The following is a 16,527-nucleotide window of genomic DNA, read 5'->3' as shown; positions in this document are numbered from 1 at the left end:
CGCCGAACCGGCCCCCCTCCCACCGTGGGGCGGGCTCGGCGGCCGGCGCCCCACCCGCACGGCCGGCCTTCCGCCCGCGCGCGCCCACGAGCGTCCCGCACGCCCGTCGCGAGGCGCACCCGTGCCCCACCGACTTCTCCTCCTCCCGACCTGAGATCGGAGTGCCCCGATGACCACATCCGACGTGCGTCCCGGCCCCCTCACCACGGGCGGCGGCCTCTCCCCGGCCGCCCGGCGCCTGCTGGAGCAGCGACTCAGCGGCCGGTCAGGCGCTCGGGACAGCGGCCCGGCCCGGGTACGGCCCCGCCCGGAGCGCATCCCGCTCTCCGCGGCCCAGCAGCGGCTGTACTTCCTCGACCGGCTCGACCCCGGGGCACCCACCTATCTGCTCCCCGCCGCCTGGCGGTTCACCGGCCCGCTCGACCTGCCCGCCCTGCGCGCCGCCGTCGCCGACCTGGTCGCCCGGCACGAGCAGTTGCGGGTGGTCTTCCCCGAGCACGAGGGCGTCCCGCACCAGCGCGTGCTGCCCGCCGACGGCGCGGCCCTCGACGTCACCGACGCGAGCGCCCCGCCCGGCGAGGACCGGGAACGGCTGCTGGCCGCCGCCGTGCACGCCGCCGCCGTCCGCCCCTTCGACCTCGCCCGCGAACCCGCCTTCCGCGCCACCCTCGTCCGCGCCGCCGACGACGACCACGTCCTGGTCCTCGGCATGCACCACATCGTCTCCGACGGCTGGTCCCTCGGCCTCCTGGTCCGCGACCTGACCGAGCTGTACCGGGCCAGAACCGAGGGCCGGACCGCGCGCCTGCCCGAACTGCCCCTCGACTACACCGACTACGCGATCTGGCAGCGCGCCGACGACCGGGCCGCCGAACTAGACCACTGGCGCGCCCGGTTGGCCGGACTGACCCCGCTGGAGCTGCCCACCGACCACCCGCGCCCCGACACCCCGTCCGGCGCGGGCGCCACCCACACCGTCACCCTGCCGCCCGCCCTCACCGACGCCCTCGCCGACCTCGGGGGCCGCGCCGGGACCACGCCCTACATGACGGTACTGGCCGCTTTCCAGGCCGCGTTGGCGTTCCACACCGGGCAGCGGGACATCGCCGTCGGCACCGTCGTCGCCAACCGCGAACAGGCCGCGACCGAGCAGCTCGTCGGCTTCTTCGTCAACACCCTCGTGCTGCGCGGTGACTTCTCCGACGACCCGACCCCGGCCGCCCTCCTCGCCCGCACCAGGGACACGGTCCTCGACGCCTTCTCGCACCAGTCGGTCCCCTTCGAGCGGATCGTCGACGCGCTGAGCCCGGAGCGCGACCTCGCCCGCAACCCCCTCGTCCAGGTCCTGTACACGCACACCGACGCCTCCGCCGCCGGATTCCGCCTCGGCACGACCGACGGCACCCCCTACCGGATCGACCTCACCACCGCCAAGTTCGACCTCACCCTCGACCTGCGCGACGGACACGGACGCACCGACCTGGTCTTCGTCCACCGCCCCGACCTGTTCGAGGAGACCTCCGTCGCCGCCCTGGCCCGGCACACCGTGGCCCTCCTCGAGGCGTTCTGCGCCGGGCCGGACACCCCGCTGAGCGCCGTCGACCCGCTCACCCCGGCCGAACGCGCCCACCTGCTCGGCCCGCAGGGACCCGCCCGCGGCGGCCCCGACGCCGTCCCGCCCGCCCCGCGCACCGCACCCGACCGCCTCGCCCGCCACATCGCGGCCACCCCGCACGCGGTCGCGGTCCGCGGCTCCGGCCGCGACCTCGACTACGCCCGCCTCGACACCGAGGCGTCCGCCCTGGCCCGGCGGCTGCGCGCGGCCGGCATCGGCCGCGGCGCCCTCGTCGGCGTCTGCCTCGACCGCACCCCCGACCTCGCGGTGGCCCTGCTCGCCGTCTGGCGGGCCGGCGCCGCCTACCTCCCGCTCGACCCCTCCCACCCCCGCGCCCGGCGCGAGTTCACCGTCACCGACTCCGGCATCGACTGGATCGTCACCGACACCGCCACCCGCGCCGCCGTCGAGGGACTGCCCGTCGAACTGCTGACCCTCGACACCCCCGACACCACCGACGCGCCCGCCCCTGCCGTCACCTCCGACGACGTCCTGCCCGACCTCGACGACCTCGCCTACGTCATCTACACCTCGGGCTCCACCGGCCGCCCCAAGGGCGTCGAGATCACCCACGGCAACCTGGCCTGGCTGCTCGGCGCCGCCGACCGGCACTTCGACTTCGGGCCCGCCGACGTCTGGACCCTGATGCACTCGCCCGCCTTCGACTTCTCCGTCTGGGAGCTGTGGGCCTGCCTCGGCAGCGGCGGCCGGGTCGTCGTCCTCACCGCGGACGAGGTGCGCGACCCGGCCGCCGTCCACCGCGTGCTGCGCGAGGAGCGCGTCACCGTCCTCAACCAGACCCCGGCCGCCTTCAAGGGACTGCGCGCCCACCTCGCGGACACCGGCGCCGAGATCTCCGAACTCGCCCTGCGCACCGTGGTCTTCGGCGGCGACGCCTTCGACGTCCGCGACTACCGCGACTGGTTCGCCGCCCCGGGACCCCGCCCCGCCCTCGTCAACATGTACGGCATCACCGAGACCACCGTCCACGTCACGCTGCGCACCGTCACCGCGGACGACGTCGACGGCGCGGAGCGCTCACCCGTCGGCCGCCCGCTCGACGGACAGCACGGCTACGTCCTCGACCCCTGGGGCCGGCTCGTGCCGCCCGGCAGCGTCGGCGAACTGTACGTCGCGGGCGGCGGCGTGGCCCGCGGCTACCGCAACCGGCCCGAACTGACCGCCGAACGCTTCCTCGACGACCCCTTCGCCGCCCCAGGCGGCCGGATGTACCGCACCGGCGACCTGGTCCGGGTGCTGCCCGACGGCCAGCTCGGCTACGTCGGCCGCGCCGACCACCAGGTGAAGATCCGCGGCTACCGCATCGAACCCGGCGAGATCGAGACCGCGCTGCGCGCCCTGCCCGGCGTCGCCGACGCCGCCGTGGTGGCCCGCCGCGACGACGGAACCGCCCGCCTCGTCGCCCACGTCGTCACCCCCGAGGGCCGCCCCCTCGACCCGCCCGCCCTGCGCGAGGGGCTGCGGCTGACCCTGCCCGACTACATGGTCCCCGCCCTGTTCGTCCGCCACGACCGGCTGCCGCTGACCGCCAACGGCAAGGTCGACCGGGCCGCCCTCACCGCCCTGCGCCCGACCGGCACCGGAGGGGGCACCCACCTCCCGCCCGAGGGCCGGGTCGAACAGGCCCTCGCCGGGGTGTGGAGCCAGGTCCTCGGCGTCGAGCACGTCGGCCGCACCGACAACTTCTTCGAACTCGGCGGCGACTCCATCCTCGCCCTGCGCCTGGTCGGCCTCGGCCGCCTCGCCGGACTCGGCTTCAGCGTCGCCGACGTCTTCCGCACCCGCACCCTCGCCGCCCTCGCCGACCTCGTCTCGGACGCGGGCGACGCCCCCGACCCCGTCGCCCCCTTCTCCCAGCTCGACCCGGCCGACCTCGACCGGCTGCCCGACGGACTCGCCGACGCCTACCCGCTCACCATGCTCCAGGCCGGCATGCTGCACGAGATGCTCGCCGACCCGAGGCGCGGCGCCTACCACAACGTCACCGACCTCAAGATCAGCGTCCCCGAGGGCTTCGACCTGCGCGCCTTCCAGGCCGCCGTGGACGCGACGGTCGCCGGGCACCCCATCCTGCGCACCTCCGTCGACCTCGTCTCCTACCGCGAACCCCTCCAGCTCGTCCACCGCAGCGCCCGCCTCCCGGTCGGCTACACCGACCTGCGCGCCCTCCCCCGCGAGCAGCAGCGGGCCCGCCTGCGCGCCTTCGTGGACGACGAGTTCGACCGCCGCTTCGACCTGGCCGCCGCGCCCCTGGTCCGCATCCACCTCCACCACGTCTCCGACCACGAACTGCGCCTGGTCCTCACCGACTGCCACGTCGTCCTCGACGGCTGGAGCCTCACCTCGCTCGTCGCCGACCTGCTCGCCCTGCACCGGGAGGCCGTCGCCCACCGCACCGCCCCGCGACCGCCCGACGCCCCCGCCTTCGCCGAGTACGTCGCCCTGGAGCGGGCCGCGCTGGCGAGCGAGGACGCGCTGCGCTACTGGCGCGGGCGCCTCGCCGACCTGCGCCCGGTGACCCTGCGCAAGCGCCCCGCGGGCGCGGCCGAAGGCCGGCCGCCGGTGCACGAGGCCCGCCGCTCCTACGCCGAACTCGCCGCGGGGATCGGCGCGTTGGCGAAGGAGGCGGGCGTACCCCGGCGCACCGTGCTGCTCACCGCGTTCCACCACACCATGAGCCTGTTCGCCGACCGCGACGACAGCGTCCTGGGGCACAGCATCGGACTCGTCACCAACGGACGCCCCGAACTGCCGGGCGCCGACCGGATGCGCGGACTGTTCCTGAACACCGTGCCGTTCGGCGTGGCCCGCCCGCGCGGCAGCTGGCTCTCCTATCTGCGGGACGCCTTCGCCGCCGAGCAGGAGATGCTGCCGCACCGCAGGGTCCCCCTGGTCCGCATCGCCGAACTGCGCCCCACCGAGCCCCGGTTGACCGACACCGTCTTCAACTACGTCAACTTCCACCGCCTCTCGCACGAGTCCTGGGACGACTCCCTGGAGATCGCCCGCACGATGTTCCCGCTCCTGGTCAACGCCAGCGTCAACGCCTTCACCCTGGACGCGGACCCGGAGTTCGTCGCCCCCGCCACCGCCGAGCAGCTCGCCGACGTCTACCGCGACGTGCTGGCCGCCATGGTCGCCGCCCCGCACGCCCGGGTCTCCCGGCCCGCCCTCACCGGCGCCGCCCGCGCCACCGTCCTCGACTGGGCCACCGGCCCGAAGGCCCCGTCGTCCCCGCTGCTGTTCCACGAGCACCTCGCCCGGCACGCCGCCGCCACCCCCGACGCCGTCGCCGTCGAGCACGGCGCACAGCGCCTCAGCTACGCCGAACTCCAGGAGCAGGCCGAGCAACTGGCCAGGCGGCTGCGCCGGCTGGGGGTCGGCCCGGAGACCGTCGTCGGGATCTGCGCGGACCGCGGACCCGACCTGGTGCGGGCCGCCGTCGGAGTGCTGCGCTCCGGCGGGGCGTTCCTGCCCCTCGACCCCCAACACCCCACCGAGCGCCTCGCGTTCATGGCCGCCGACAGCGGGATGCGGGTGCTGCTGACCCAGCGGGCGCTGGACGGCACGGTCCCCTTCGAGGGCCCCGTCGTCCACCTGGACGCCCCCGCACCCCCCGAGGCCCCGGTACCTGGCCGGGAGCCCGACGCCGACACCCTCGCCTACATCATCTACACCTCGGGCTCCACCGGCACCCCCAAGGGCGTCGCCATCCCGCACCGCGGTCTGTCCAACATGCTCGAAGGACAGCGCGACCTGATCCGCCCCACCGCCGACGACCGGGTCCTGCAGTTCGCCTCGTTCGGCTTCGACGCCTCCATCCTCGAACTGACCTGGTCCCTCACCAACGGCGGCCGGCTGGTCACCGCGTCCAAGGACGACCTGCGCCCAGGACCCGACCTGGCCCGCACCCTGCGCGCGGCCCGCGTCACCGGCGCCATGCTGCCGCCCAGCGCCCTCGCGGTCCTCGGCGACGACGACTTCCCCGACCTGCGCGTCCTCCAGGTCGCCGGCGAGTCCTGCCCGGCCGAACTCGCCGACGTCTGGTCGCGCGGCCGGCGCTTCCACAACGTGTACGGCCTCACCGAGACCTCCGTCTGGTCCGTCGCCGCCGAACTCACCCCCGGCCAGGGCCACCCGCCCATCGGCACCCCCATCCGCAACACCCGCGTCCACGTCCTCGACGACGACCTCCAGCCGGTCCCGGTCGGCGTGCCGGGCGAGATCCACCTCGGCGGGCAGGCCGTCGGCCGCGGCTACCTCGGCCGGCCCGCGCTGACCGCCGCCACCTACGTGCCCGACCCGTTCGGCGCCCCGGGCGACCGGCTGTGCCGCACCGGCGACCTCGGCGCCCACCGCCCCGACGGGTCCGTGGAGTGGCTCGGCCGCCGCGACGCCCAGGTCAAACTCCGCGGCTTCCGCATCGAACTCGGCGAGATCGAGCACGCCCTGCGCCGGCTGCCCGAGATCCGCCAGGCCGTCGTCCTGCACCGCACCGACCTGCCCGGCGGCGAACCCGCCCTGATCGCCTACCTCGTCGCCGACGGCACCGCCCCGCCCGCCCCCGAGGAGCTGCGCGCCCGGCTGCGCACCTCGATGCCCGCCTACATGCTGCCCGCCCGGTTCGTCGTGCTCGACGCGCTGCCCGTCAACCGCAGCGGCAAGATCGACAAGCGGGCGCTGCCGCTGCCGCCCACCGAGGCGGACCGCTCCGACACCCGCTACACCGCCCCCGCCACCCCGGCCGAGAAGATCCTCGCCGAGATCTGGCGCGAGGTCCTCGGACTCTCCCGGATCGGCGTCCACGACGACTTCTTCCGCATCGGCGGCAGCTCACTGTCCACCGTCCGGGTCTCCCTGATGGCAGCGGCGCGCGGGCTGCCGGTCACCGTCGGCGACCTGATCGAACACCCCACCCTCGCCCGGCTCGCCGACCACGCCACCCGCGCCGCGGGCGAGGGCCTGCCCGCCACCGTGACCTCCGAGGTACGGCTGCGCGAGGGCACGGGACGCCCGCTGTGGTGCGTGCACCCCACCGGCGGCAGCGCCGCCTGGTTCGTGCCGCTCGCCCGCGCCCTGCCGCCCGGCCGGCCCGTGCACGCCTTCCAGGCGCGCGGCCTGCTCGGCGGGGTCGACCCCAGCACCGTCACCGGCATCGCAGCGAACTACGCGGCCGAGATCACCGAACGCGACACCGAGGGCCCGCACGCCCTGTTCGGCTGGTCCATGGGCGCCAACATCGCCCTGGAGATGGCCACCCAGCTGCACCGGGCGGGCCACCAAGTGGCGCCCCTGGTCCTGGTCGAGCCCTACCTCCCCAACACCGCCGCCCGGGAGCGCCTGAACGGCGTCACCAAGGACCTCAGGGAGGCGCTGCGGCTGCGCGACCGGCTGCGCGCGACGCCGGCCTCGGCGCAGCGCGACCTGACCACCGCCGAGCTGACCGCGACCCTGCTGGGCGCCGGCATGAGCCCGGCCGAGGCCGCGCTCGTCGAGGACGCCCCGATCGAGGTCTGGCACTCGCTGCTCGCCGCCCTGGCCGGCTACGAGGTCCGCCCCTACCCGGGGCCCGTGCACCTGGTCGTCGGCAGCGAGGCCGCGAACCTGCCCAGGGGCCGCACCATGCCGGGCCTCGACGTCGACTACGACACCTACGTCAGCCGGTGGCGCGAGGTCGCGGGCGGCGGACTCACCCTGCACATCAGCGACGGCGACCACATGTCGATGATGGCCGAGCCGAGGGTCACCGGCATCGCCGACCTGCTCACCACGATCGAGGCGGGAGACCCCCGATGACCACCGAAGCCCCCGCCCGCACCGGGTCCAGCGCCCTCCCGCAGGCCCCCGCCCCCGCCGTCCCCGGCCTCACCGAACGGCACCTGCTCTCCGCCGACATGGTCGCCGACCCCTACGACCACCTCGACGCGCTGCGCGACCGCGCCCCCGTCCACTGGAGCCCCCTGCACCACGCCTGGCTCGTCACCGGCTACGACCAGGTGATGCGCTGCCTGCGCGAGCGGGCCGTCTCCGCCGACCGGGTCAGGCCCCTCATGGACGCCGTCCCGCAGGGCGCCCGCGAGGACGCCGAGCGGGCCTTCGGCATCCTGTCCCGCTGGATGGTCTTCAACGACCCGCCGCAGCACCGCAGGCTCCGCCAGGTCTTCCAGGAGGCGTTCGCCGCCCGCGCGGTGGCCCGCTACCGCGCCTTCACCGAGAAGGCGACCCGGGCCGTCCTCGCCCGCAAGGCGGTGCCCGGCCGGGCGGGCGACCTGATGGCCGACGTCGCCAAGCCGCTGCCCGCCCTGGTGTTCGCCCGCTGGCTCGGCATCCCGCGCACCGACGCGCCGTCCTTCTGGTACTGGAACGCCCGGGTCGCCGACCTCGTCCTCGGCACCGCCCAGGAGGAGAGCGAGTACCGGGCCTCCCTCCAGGCCCTCGTCAGCCTGGAGGAGTACCTCGGCGACCTGGTCGAAAGGCGCCGCGCCGAACCCGGCGACGACCTGATCAGCCAGGTGCTCGGCGAGGGCCGGGTGGGGGAGTCGGTCAGCGGGACCGAGTTCGTCGGGATGCTCACCCAGATGGCCTTCGCCGGCGGCGAGACCACCAGCAACCTCATCGCCAACACCGTCCTCGCCCTGCACACCAGGCCCGATCAGCTCGCCGCCGTCCGAGCCGAACCCGACCTCGCCCAGGGCGCCGTGGAGGAGACCCTGCGCCTGGACGGCCCGTCCAAGATGTCGATCCGCACCGCCGCCCAGGACCTCGACCTCGACGGCCGCACCCTGCGCGCGGGTGACCGGATCTTCCTCGTCACCGCCGCCGCCAACCGCGACCCCGCCCGCTTCCCCGACCCCGGCCGGTTCGACGTCCACCGCTCGGGCGCCACCCACCTCGGCTTCGGCTTCGGCGCCCACTTCTGCATCGGCGCCGCCCTGGCCCGCCTGGTGGCGGTGGCCGCCGTCCGCACCCTGGTCGTCGACCACCCCGGCCTGACGCTCGACGACCCGGCCACGCTCGCCTGGCAGCCCTCGCTCCTCAACCGCAGCCTCACCGCCCTGCCCGTCCGCTACTGACCGGAACCCCGCGAACCTCAGCACCAAGAAAGGCACATGATGGCCACCACCCTCGCCGGAGCCGGTCCGCGCCTGTGGGCACCCGCCCGGCACCGGTCGTTCCGGCTCCTGTGGACGGGACAGTCGCTGTCCCTGCTCGGCGACGGCTTCAGCGTCGTCGCGTTCTCCTGGATCACCCTCGGCCTGACCGGGTCCACCCTCACCCTCGGCTACGTCCTCGCCTTCCAGGCGGTACCCCGCGCGCTGCTCACCCTGGTCGGCGGCAGCCTCGGCGACTCCTGGTCGACCCGCACCCTCATGGTCGCCTCGAGCTGGACCAGATCGGCGCTGATGGCGGCCGTCGGGTTGGCCGGCCTGAGCGGACACCTGACGGTGTGGATGCTGTGCGCCGCCGCCGCCGCGTTCGGCGCGGTCGACGCCTTCTTCCAGCCCGCCCGCGTCTCCATCCTGCCCTCCGTCGTCGACGACGACCTCCTCACCCCCGCCAACGCGCTGCTCGGCGCGGGCGCCAGGACCGCCGCCGTGATCGGCCCGGCCGTCGGCGGCGCGGTCATCGCCATGACCAGGGCTCCGGTCGCCTTCCTCGTCGACGCCGTCTGCTTCGCCCTCTGCGGCTGGTGCGTCTCCCGCATCCGCACCCGCCCCGCGCCCGCCCCCGCCGCCGCGCCCGAGGCGGGACCCGCGGAACGCACCACCCTCGGCTCCCGCATCCGCGAGGGCGTCACCTACACCCTGCGCGACCCCCGGCTGCGGACCATCGTCGCCCTCGACACCGCCGTCAACTTCTGCTACGCCGGGCCGTTCACGGTCGGGTTCGCCGCCCTCGCCGACGACGTGCTGCGCGGCGGCTCCGCCACCCTCGGCATCCTCAACGGCGCCCTCGCGGGCGGCGCCCTGCTCGGCACCCTGGTGGGCGGCGCCGTCGGCGGCAGGCCACGGGTCGGCCTGCTGGTCGCGGCGCTGGCCGGCTGGCTCGGCGCCGGGATGGCCGTCCTCGGCCTGGTGCACAGCACCCCGGCGGTGGTGGCCACCGTCCTCGCCATGGGCTTCGCCATCGGCTTCCAGGGCGTGTTCGGGCTCAGCTGGATCCAGCGCAACATCCCGAAGGACGTGCTCAGCCGGGTCATCTCCGTCGACATGGTCCTCGGCTACGCGGCGGCCCCGCTCTCCCTGATCGCCTGCGGCGCCCTGGCGGGGAGCGGCATGTCCGCCCTGTTCGGCCCGGTCGCCGTGGTGCTCGCCCTGACCGGGCTCGCGGTGCTCGGGTCGCGGGCGGTGCGCGCGATGCGGTGACGTCCGCTCAGGCGGCCCGCAGGGCGGCCGACCGCGCGCACAGGTCCGCGCGGTTGGCCGCCCCCGTCTTGGTGATCAGGCTCGCGATGTGCTTCTCCGCCGTGCGCGGCGAGATGAACAGCCGGTCCGCGATGTCCTTGTTCCCGAGCCGCTCCGCGAGCAGCAGGAACACCTCGAACTCCCGCACCGTCACCCCCTGCGCGCGCAGCTCCTCCGGGATGCCGGTGGTACCTGAGCGGTGCTGGTGCACCGGGGCGCCGAGCCGGCGCAGCCCCGCCCGGCAGGCCCCCGAGACGGCCGCGATGTCCCGCTCGTGGAAGTAGTGTTCGGCCCGCCGCAGCCAGCCCACCGGATCGCCCCAGCCGTCCTGGTGCGCCGCGTCCGCGATCAGCCGCAGCCCCAGGTGCTGGGCCAGCGGATACGGCTCCGCCACCGTCAGCGCCGACTCCACCGCGGCGGCCGCCCGCGCCCCCGCCCCCTCGCGGCCCAGCAGCACCGCGTCGCTGAGCAGCACGAACTGCCGGTTCCAGCGCATCCTGGCGACGGCCGTCGCGGTGACCTCCTCGTGCCTGGCCCGGTCGGCGTCCCCGGCGAGCACGTCGAGCAGCAGCACCAGGCCGTGGGTGCCGCTGAGGTGGTACGTGGACGGGTTGCCCGCTTCGAGCGCCACCAGCGTCCGCAGCTCGGCGCGGGCCAGGTCCCGGTCCTCCTCCAGGAGTCCGCAGAAGGCGCGGGCGAGTCCGAGGCCGAGCGGCTCCTCCTGCGAACCGGCGCCGTCCCACTCGGTGAACGCGGCGAGCGTGGCCTCCATCCCGGCCCGGTCCGCGCGGTGCGCCGCCAGCACGGCCTGCGCCATCAGCACGTACCGCACGGCGGGCGCGAGCCGCAGCCTGCGCACCACGGCCAGGCAGTCGGCGGCGGCCGCCGCCGCGCCCTCGTGGTCCCCGCGCAGCACCGCGTCCAGCACCAGGATGCCGTCCACGGTGTGCACGATGTTGACCGAGCCGAGCCGCAGCGCCTCCTCGCGGGCCGCGAGCAGCCCCGAGGTGTCGCCCTCGGCGAGCCACGCGTTGCCGCCCATGCGGGTGGCCGCGTACATCCGCTGGAGCGGCAGCCGGTGGCGTTCCGCGGTGGCGAGCGCCTGTTCCAGCATCGCCTGCGACTCCTCCGGGTCCCGCTCCCGCGCCACGGTGGCGAGCAGCTCCCTTGCCTGGCAGGCGACGACCGGCAGCGCGTGCCGTTCGGCGGTGTCGGCGGCGGACCTGGCCAGCTTCTCGGCGTGCTGGGTGCGGTCGGCGCCGGGGGTGTCGAGGGCGAGATAGGCGGCCGTGACATCGACGGCGGCGGCGGTCGCCTCGTCGGGCGAGGTCGCCAGCACCTCGCGGGCCCGGACGATCTGCCGGTTGCCGTCGGTCCAGCGCCCCGCCGTGTGGGCGACCTTGGCGAGCCGGGTGTGCAGCGTGGCCAGCCGGACCGGGCTCAGTCCCGCGCCGCCCAGCGCGTGCAGGTCGTCGGCGAGGTCGAAGGCGCGCGCGAAGTCGCCGGCCTCGGCGAGCGCGGGCAGCAGGTTCTCCAGCACACCGGCCCGCGCCTGCGGGTCGTCGGCGTCGCCGAGGAGGCTCTCGGCGCGGCTGAGCAGGGTCACGGCCGAGCCGAGCGCGCCCGCGACCAGCGCCCGGCCGCCCGCGTCCGCGAACAGCAGCCCGGCCTCGACCCGGTCCCCCGCGGCCTCGCGCAGTCCGGCGGCGAGCGCGCACCAGTCGCCGCCGAGGTCGGGGTGGAGCTCCTCGACCGCCTCGGCGCCCCGCCGCGCCAGATCGGCCCGCTGACCGGGTGTCATCTGGGTGAACAGGGCCTCCACGGTGAGGGAGTGCCGGAAGGAGTACCAGTCGGGCGCCGGCTCGTCGGGGAGCACCAGCCGGGCGGCCACTCCCGCGTGCAGATGGCTGAGCAGCGCCCGGTCGTCGACGCCGGTCATGCGCTGCAGGACGGTGAGCGGGAAGCGGCGGCCCAGCACGGCGGCGGCCGACAGCAGGGTCAGGCCCTGGGCGCCGAGCCGGTCGATGCGGCGCAGGATGCCGCGCGCCAGCGCTGAGGAAACGTCACGGCGCAGATCGCCGACGGCCCGCCAGCCGTCCGGGCCCTGCACCAGGGTGCCGGCCCCGATCATGGACTGGAGCAGCTCCTCCACCAGGTAGGGGCTGCCCGCGCTGTCCTCCCACAGCCGTTCCATGACCTCGGCGGGGACGTCGTCGGGTCCCTCGGCGCCCAGTTGGGCGCGGATCATCTCGTGCACCTGCGGTCTGGACAGCGGCTGGAGGTCGAGCAGTCCCGCGACGCCCCGGCGGCGGGCGGACTGCGCGAGGTCGAGGGCGTCGCTGAAGTCGGTGCGCACCGTGGCCAGCAGCAGGACCGGCGTGTACTCCAGGTTGTCGACCAGGTACTCCAGGACGCCGAGCGTCTCGGGGTCGGCGTCGTGCAGGTCCTCCAGGAGCAGCAGTTGGCCCTGGCCGCGCCCGGCGGCGATCAGCAGCCGCAGCACCGCCTCGCCCAGGATGACCATGGAGCTGCTCTCGCGCTCCCCGGTGTCCCAGTCGGGTATCAGTCGCCCGAGCACCGGACGGTAGGGGCCGAGCGCCAGGTCGTCCATCGGCTCGCCGCCCCGGAACAGCGACATCAGCGCCTCGGTGAGGGGGCGGAACGGCACGGCGGGTCCCGTGGTGCTGCTGCGGCCGCGCAGGACCCGCATCCCGGAGCCGAGCGCGCCGCCGACGGCCTCCGCCGCGAGCCGCGACTTGCCGACGCCTGCCTCGCCCACCAGGAAGACGACACCGCCGTTGCCCTGGCGGGCGTCGGTCATGGCGCGTTCGAGGACGGTGAGTTGGGGGTCCCGCCCGACCAGGGAAGGCGCATGGGAACGCATGAACGCAGATGATAATCCGCTTACGTGCATTTACGTCAGGTCGCCCGGTTCCCGACCTGCCCGGGTACGGCGGAGGCGGCGCCCGGCGCCACCGGGCACGGCGGCCGGAACGCGCGGCGGCGCGGACCCGACCTGCGGGTCCGCGCCCTCACCCGAGTGGTGACCCGCGACGGGTCAGTTCGGCGCCGAGACCGAGGTGTCCAGGGTGCTCAGGGTGATGACGATGCCGCTGGTGAGGACCATTCCGGCGAGCACCCGGGCACGGGCGCAGGCCCGGTTGCGGCCGGTGAGCGCGATGCCGCCCGCCGCGTCCTGCTCCTCGACGGCGGTCTCGGCGTCGACGGCGGCGGTGGCGGTGAGGTTCTGGTCCATGACGGTGATCCCCTTCTGGAGTCCCGTGCGGGTGAGTCGCACGGGGTGGAGGCGGAAGTGCCGTGGTGCGCAACAGCAGAACGGAGCGGAACTGAACGGAGCTGAACAAAGCGGTCAGACGCTGGGGTGTCCCAGGAGCAGGACGGACGGGACGGTCGTGGGAGAGGCGAGGCGGAGCAGCCCGTAGCCGATGCCGGAGAGTCCGGTCAGCAGCCCGGGGGAGGGGACATGGTCGGGGGTGGCGCACCGGTGGTCCTGCGCCTCGACGAGGGCGAGCGCCCGGCCGGTCAGCCGGTCGAGGGCCGCGGCGGCGGTCGGCACGCCCAGGCCGGCGAGCACGGTCAGCGCTTCGAGGGTGCCGAGACTGCCCTGGCCCAGGCTCAGGTCGGGGCCGATCTCGGCGCCGGCCAGCGCGGCGGCGGCCCTGGTCAGGTCGGGCGGCGCGGGCAGCTGGGCGACGGCGGCCGCCGCGCCGGGGAGCCCGTCGGCCCAGGAGCCGCCGGGTGCGGTGGCCGCGTCCCTGAGCAGGACGCGGGCGGCGGCCGCGTGCCGGTCGGCGCGGCCGGGCCTGCGGTCCGCGTAGCGCAGCAGCGCCCAGCCGATCCCCCAGGAACCCTCCGCGAACCCGGGGGCGATGGCATCGGTGTCCGCGACCAGCGCAGCCAGCCGGTCGGCGACCTCGTCCGCCAGGAGCAGGGCCCGCGGATCGCCGGTCGCCTCGTGGGCGGCGACGGCGGCGGCCAGCGCCCCGGCGACGCCCCCGGCGAGACCCGGGTTCCGGCAGGCCGCGGCGGCGTGGCCGAGCGCGCTGAACGCGTCCGGCAGACAGGCCCGCAGACCGTCGTCGAGCAGCGCGGACAGCCGCAGCACCGCGTACACGATGCCGCCGAGCCCGTCGTAGCCGCCGGGGCCCGCCGCCGCGCTCAGCTCGGGGTCATCGGCCATCGCCCGCAGCAGCGCGGGCAGCGGTCCGACCGCCTCGCGGGCCGCAGCGGCGTACCGGCCCGCGCCCGCCAGGGCGTCCGTGTGGGCCAGGAACAGCGCCACCCCGCAGTAGCCCTGGGCGAGTCCCGCGCCCATCGGCAGCACCGCCCAGTGCGGGCCCGAGACCCGTTCGAGACCGAGCCAGTTGGTGCGGCCGCCGCCGCGGACCGCGCGGGCGGCGATCTCGTCGGCGATCCCGCACGCGGCGGCCAGCAGCCGCGACGCGTCGGGCACCACCGCGGGCACCTGCCCGACCGCCAGCTCCGACCGGGGCCGGTCCGGCGTCGATGCGGCGCCGCGGGCCGCCAGCGTGGCCGAGATGATCCACTCCTGATCGTGGCAGTCCACCTCGTCCATCCTGGCGACCTTCGCGCGCACCGACGCCAGACTCGCCACCGGCAGCACCTCGGGGACCCAGGTGCCGTCGTCCGTCAGGACCCCTGTACCCGACGGAGCGTGGGAGAAGAGGGGCACGTCACCGCGCCAGAGGGCGGCCGTCTCGTGCTCGATCAGCCGGCTGCGGGCGCCGTCGTGCGCGGACTCCGTCCACAGCACCGCGAACACCCCGTCCCTGGCGAGCGCGTCACCGAGCAGCGCCGGGTGGGCCGACTCCTCGAGGAGCGTCGCGTACAGCCGCGTCGAGCGGGCGATGAGCCGCGCGGGACGCCCGGCGCGGGAGGCCAACGGCCCGTCGTCGCCGAGCAGTTCGTGCCCCTCGGCGGCGAGCGCCGCGTACCCGGCGCGGAAGCCCTCGATCAGCGCGGCCCGGTGGTCGGCGCCGTCGAGGGGGCGACCTGCGGGCAGCGGGTGGTTCTGCGCGGCGGGGCTGAGCAGCGGCGCCCTGACCGCCCGCATGGTGTCGAGGCCGCTGTCCCGCCAGTGCAGGCCCTCGCTCGGGAAGGTGCCGTCGGTGGACCGGCCGAGCGCGGAGATGTCGAGCGCCCCGTGCTCGCCGATCAGCAGGTGGGGCAGCAGGCAGGTGCGGTGCACGGAGGCGTGCAGGGCGTCGGCGGCCGGGTCGGCGCCCGCCGTCATGGCCTGCGGGAGCCCGGTGTGCAGCAGCGTCTCGGCGTCCACCAGGACCGGCTGGTCGCCGCAGGCGATGACGTTCTCGTAGTGCATGTCGGCGCCGTCCACCGCGTACAGCAGGGCGAGCAGCGCGCCCTGGCGCCGGTAGAAGGCGTCCGTCTCGGTCACCGACCGGCACCAGCGGTGCTCGACGAACTCCAGCCAGCCGTAGCTGTCGTGGCGCAGGCTGCGCGGGGTGCGCAGGGCGAGCCCGGGGACCTTGGCGTTGAGCCAGCCGACCAGGTCGTCGAGCAGGGCGTGCTGGTCGAGCGGCCTGGGCTTGTAGACGAGCCGGTCGCCGCCGTCGAAGCGCAGGATCGCGACGGACCTGTTGCCCTGGTGGGCATCCCCGCGGCCGAGGTCGACCGCGGTGAGCGCCCCGGGGTCGCGGCCGTCCAGCAGCCCGGCGGCGAGCCGGGAGCGGTCGGCCCGGAACCGGGCGACGAGTTCGGCGGCGGCGTCGGTCGCGTCGAGGGCGGTCTGCCCGAGCATCCGCGCCAGCACCGGGTAGCCGGCCAGCAGCGCACCCAGACCCCGCCGGGTGGCGGTGGCGCCGACGAAGGAGGCGAACCGGTCGCGCGGGCCGGCCCCGGTGAGGCGTCCGGCACGGCGGGCCGCGGCGAGTTCGTGGACCAGCGTCCTGGCGGCCTGCCGGACCAGCTGGTGGGTCAGCCGCCGCTCGAACGCGTCCTGCCACACGGCCTGTTCGGCGGGCGGGACGGTGGACAGCAGGCCGGTCAGCCGGGCGGTCGCGGTGTCGACGAAGGGGCGGACCACCGGGGCGAAGACCTCGGGTCCCTCGGCCTGCCCGGCCGGCCGCGCCGGGGTGGCGGGCGCCGCGTCCAGGACCGTCTCGACGTACCCGGCCCACTCGGGCCGCGCGGCCCGTCCCGCGAGCCGCTCGGCGGGCTCCGTCACGAGCGCCGTCGCGGTGGCCTCGTCCACCCCGAGGTGGGCGAGGCGCAGGGCGAAGCCCTCCGGGTCACCGGCGGCCCAGGGGGCGGGCCCGGTGGCGGCCGGTCCGGCCGGCGCCGCCGGGAGTCCGGGGGCGGCGAGCCGTTCCGCGAGGGACAGCGCCGGTGCCCACCAGGCGGGGGGCAGTTCGGCGCTCCGGGGAGTCGGGAGGCTGGCGGTCTCTGTCACGAGAAAGAAGTTCGCAGACCCCCCGGTGCCCCCAC

At 75.8% G+C, this 16,527-nt stretch carries 6 protein-coding genes; 3 read left to right on the top strand and 3 right to left on the bottom strand.

Annotation, left to right across the window (positions count from 1 at the left end; all coding sequences use genetic code 11):
- Positions 1-169: 169 nt before the first annotated feature.
- The 3 genes from DDJ31_RS01230 to DDJ31_RS01220 are packed head-to-tail and all read left to right on the top strand — an operon-like array spanning position 170 to position 10,002.
- Positions 170-7,432, top strand: a complete 7,263-nt coding sequence (locus DDJ31_RS01230; protein WP_127182170.1) for a non-ribosomal peptide synthetase — start codon at positions 170-172, stop codon at positions 7,430-7,432.
- The gene (locus DDJ31_RS01225) at positions 7,429-8,709 is read left to right on the top strand and encodes a cytochrome P450 (protein WP_240678324.1); all 1,281 of its coding nucleotides are present in this window, start codon (positions 7,429-7,431) and stop codon (positions 8,707-8,709) included. Before DDJ31_RS01230 ends, DDJ31_RS01225 begins: the two co-directional genes overlap by 4 nt.
- A gap of 36 nt (positions 8,710-8,745) precedes the next feature.
- Positions 8,746-10,002, top strand: a complete 1,257-nt coding sequence (locus DDJ31_RS01220; RefSeq protein WP_240678325.1) for an MFS transporter — start codon at positions 8,746-8,748, stop codon at positions 10,000-10,002.
- Positions 10,003-10,009: 7 nt separating this feature from the next.
- Here DDJ31_RS01220 and DDJ31_RS01215 read toward each other — a convergent pair whose 3' ends face one another.
- The 3 genes from DDJ31_RS01215 to DDJ31_RS01205 all read right to left on the bottom strand — a co-directional run bounded on the left by DDJ31_RS01215 (position 10,010) and on the right by DDJ31_RS01205 (position 16,492).
- Positions 10,010-12,925: a helix-turn-helix transcriptional regulator gene (locus tag DDJ31_RS01215; RefSeq protein WP_127182171.1), complete on the bottom strand. Its 2,916-nt coding sequence runs from the start codon at positions 12,923-12,925 to the stop codon at positions 10,010-10,012.
- 174 nt (positions 12,926-13,099) lie between these two features.
- The gene (locus tag DDJ31_RS01210) at positions 13,100-13,339 is read right to left on the bottom strand and encodes a hypothetical protein (RefSeq protein ID WP_240678326.1); all 240 of its coding nucleotides are present in this window, start codon (positions 13,337-13,339) and stop codon (positions 13,100-13,102) included.
- Between the two features lie 72 nt (positions 13,340-13,411).
- The gene (locus DDJ31_RS01205) at positions 13,412-16,492 is read right to left on the bottom strand and encodes a type 2 lanthipeptide synthetase LanM family protein (RefSeq protein ID WP_127182172.1); all 3,081 of its coding nucleotides are present in this window, start codon (positions 16,490-16,492) and stop codon (positions 13,412-13,414) included.
- Positions 16,493-16,527: the final 35 nt, after the last annotated feature.

It is taken from the genome of Streptomyces griseoviridis (assembly GCF_005222485.1).
In the GTDB taxonomy this organism is placed as follows: Bacteria; Actinomycetota; Actinomycetes; order Streptomycetales; family Streptomycetaceae; genus Streptomyces; species Streptomyces hintoniae.
The sequence above is the reverse complement of the archived record's forward strand: the minus strand, read 5'-3'. Positions and strand labels throughout refer to the sequence as shown.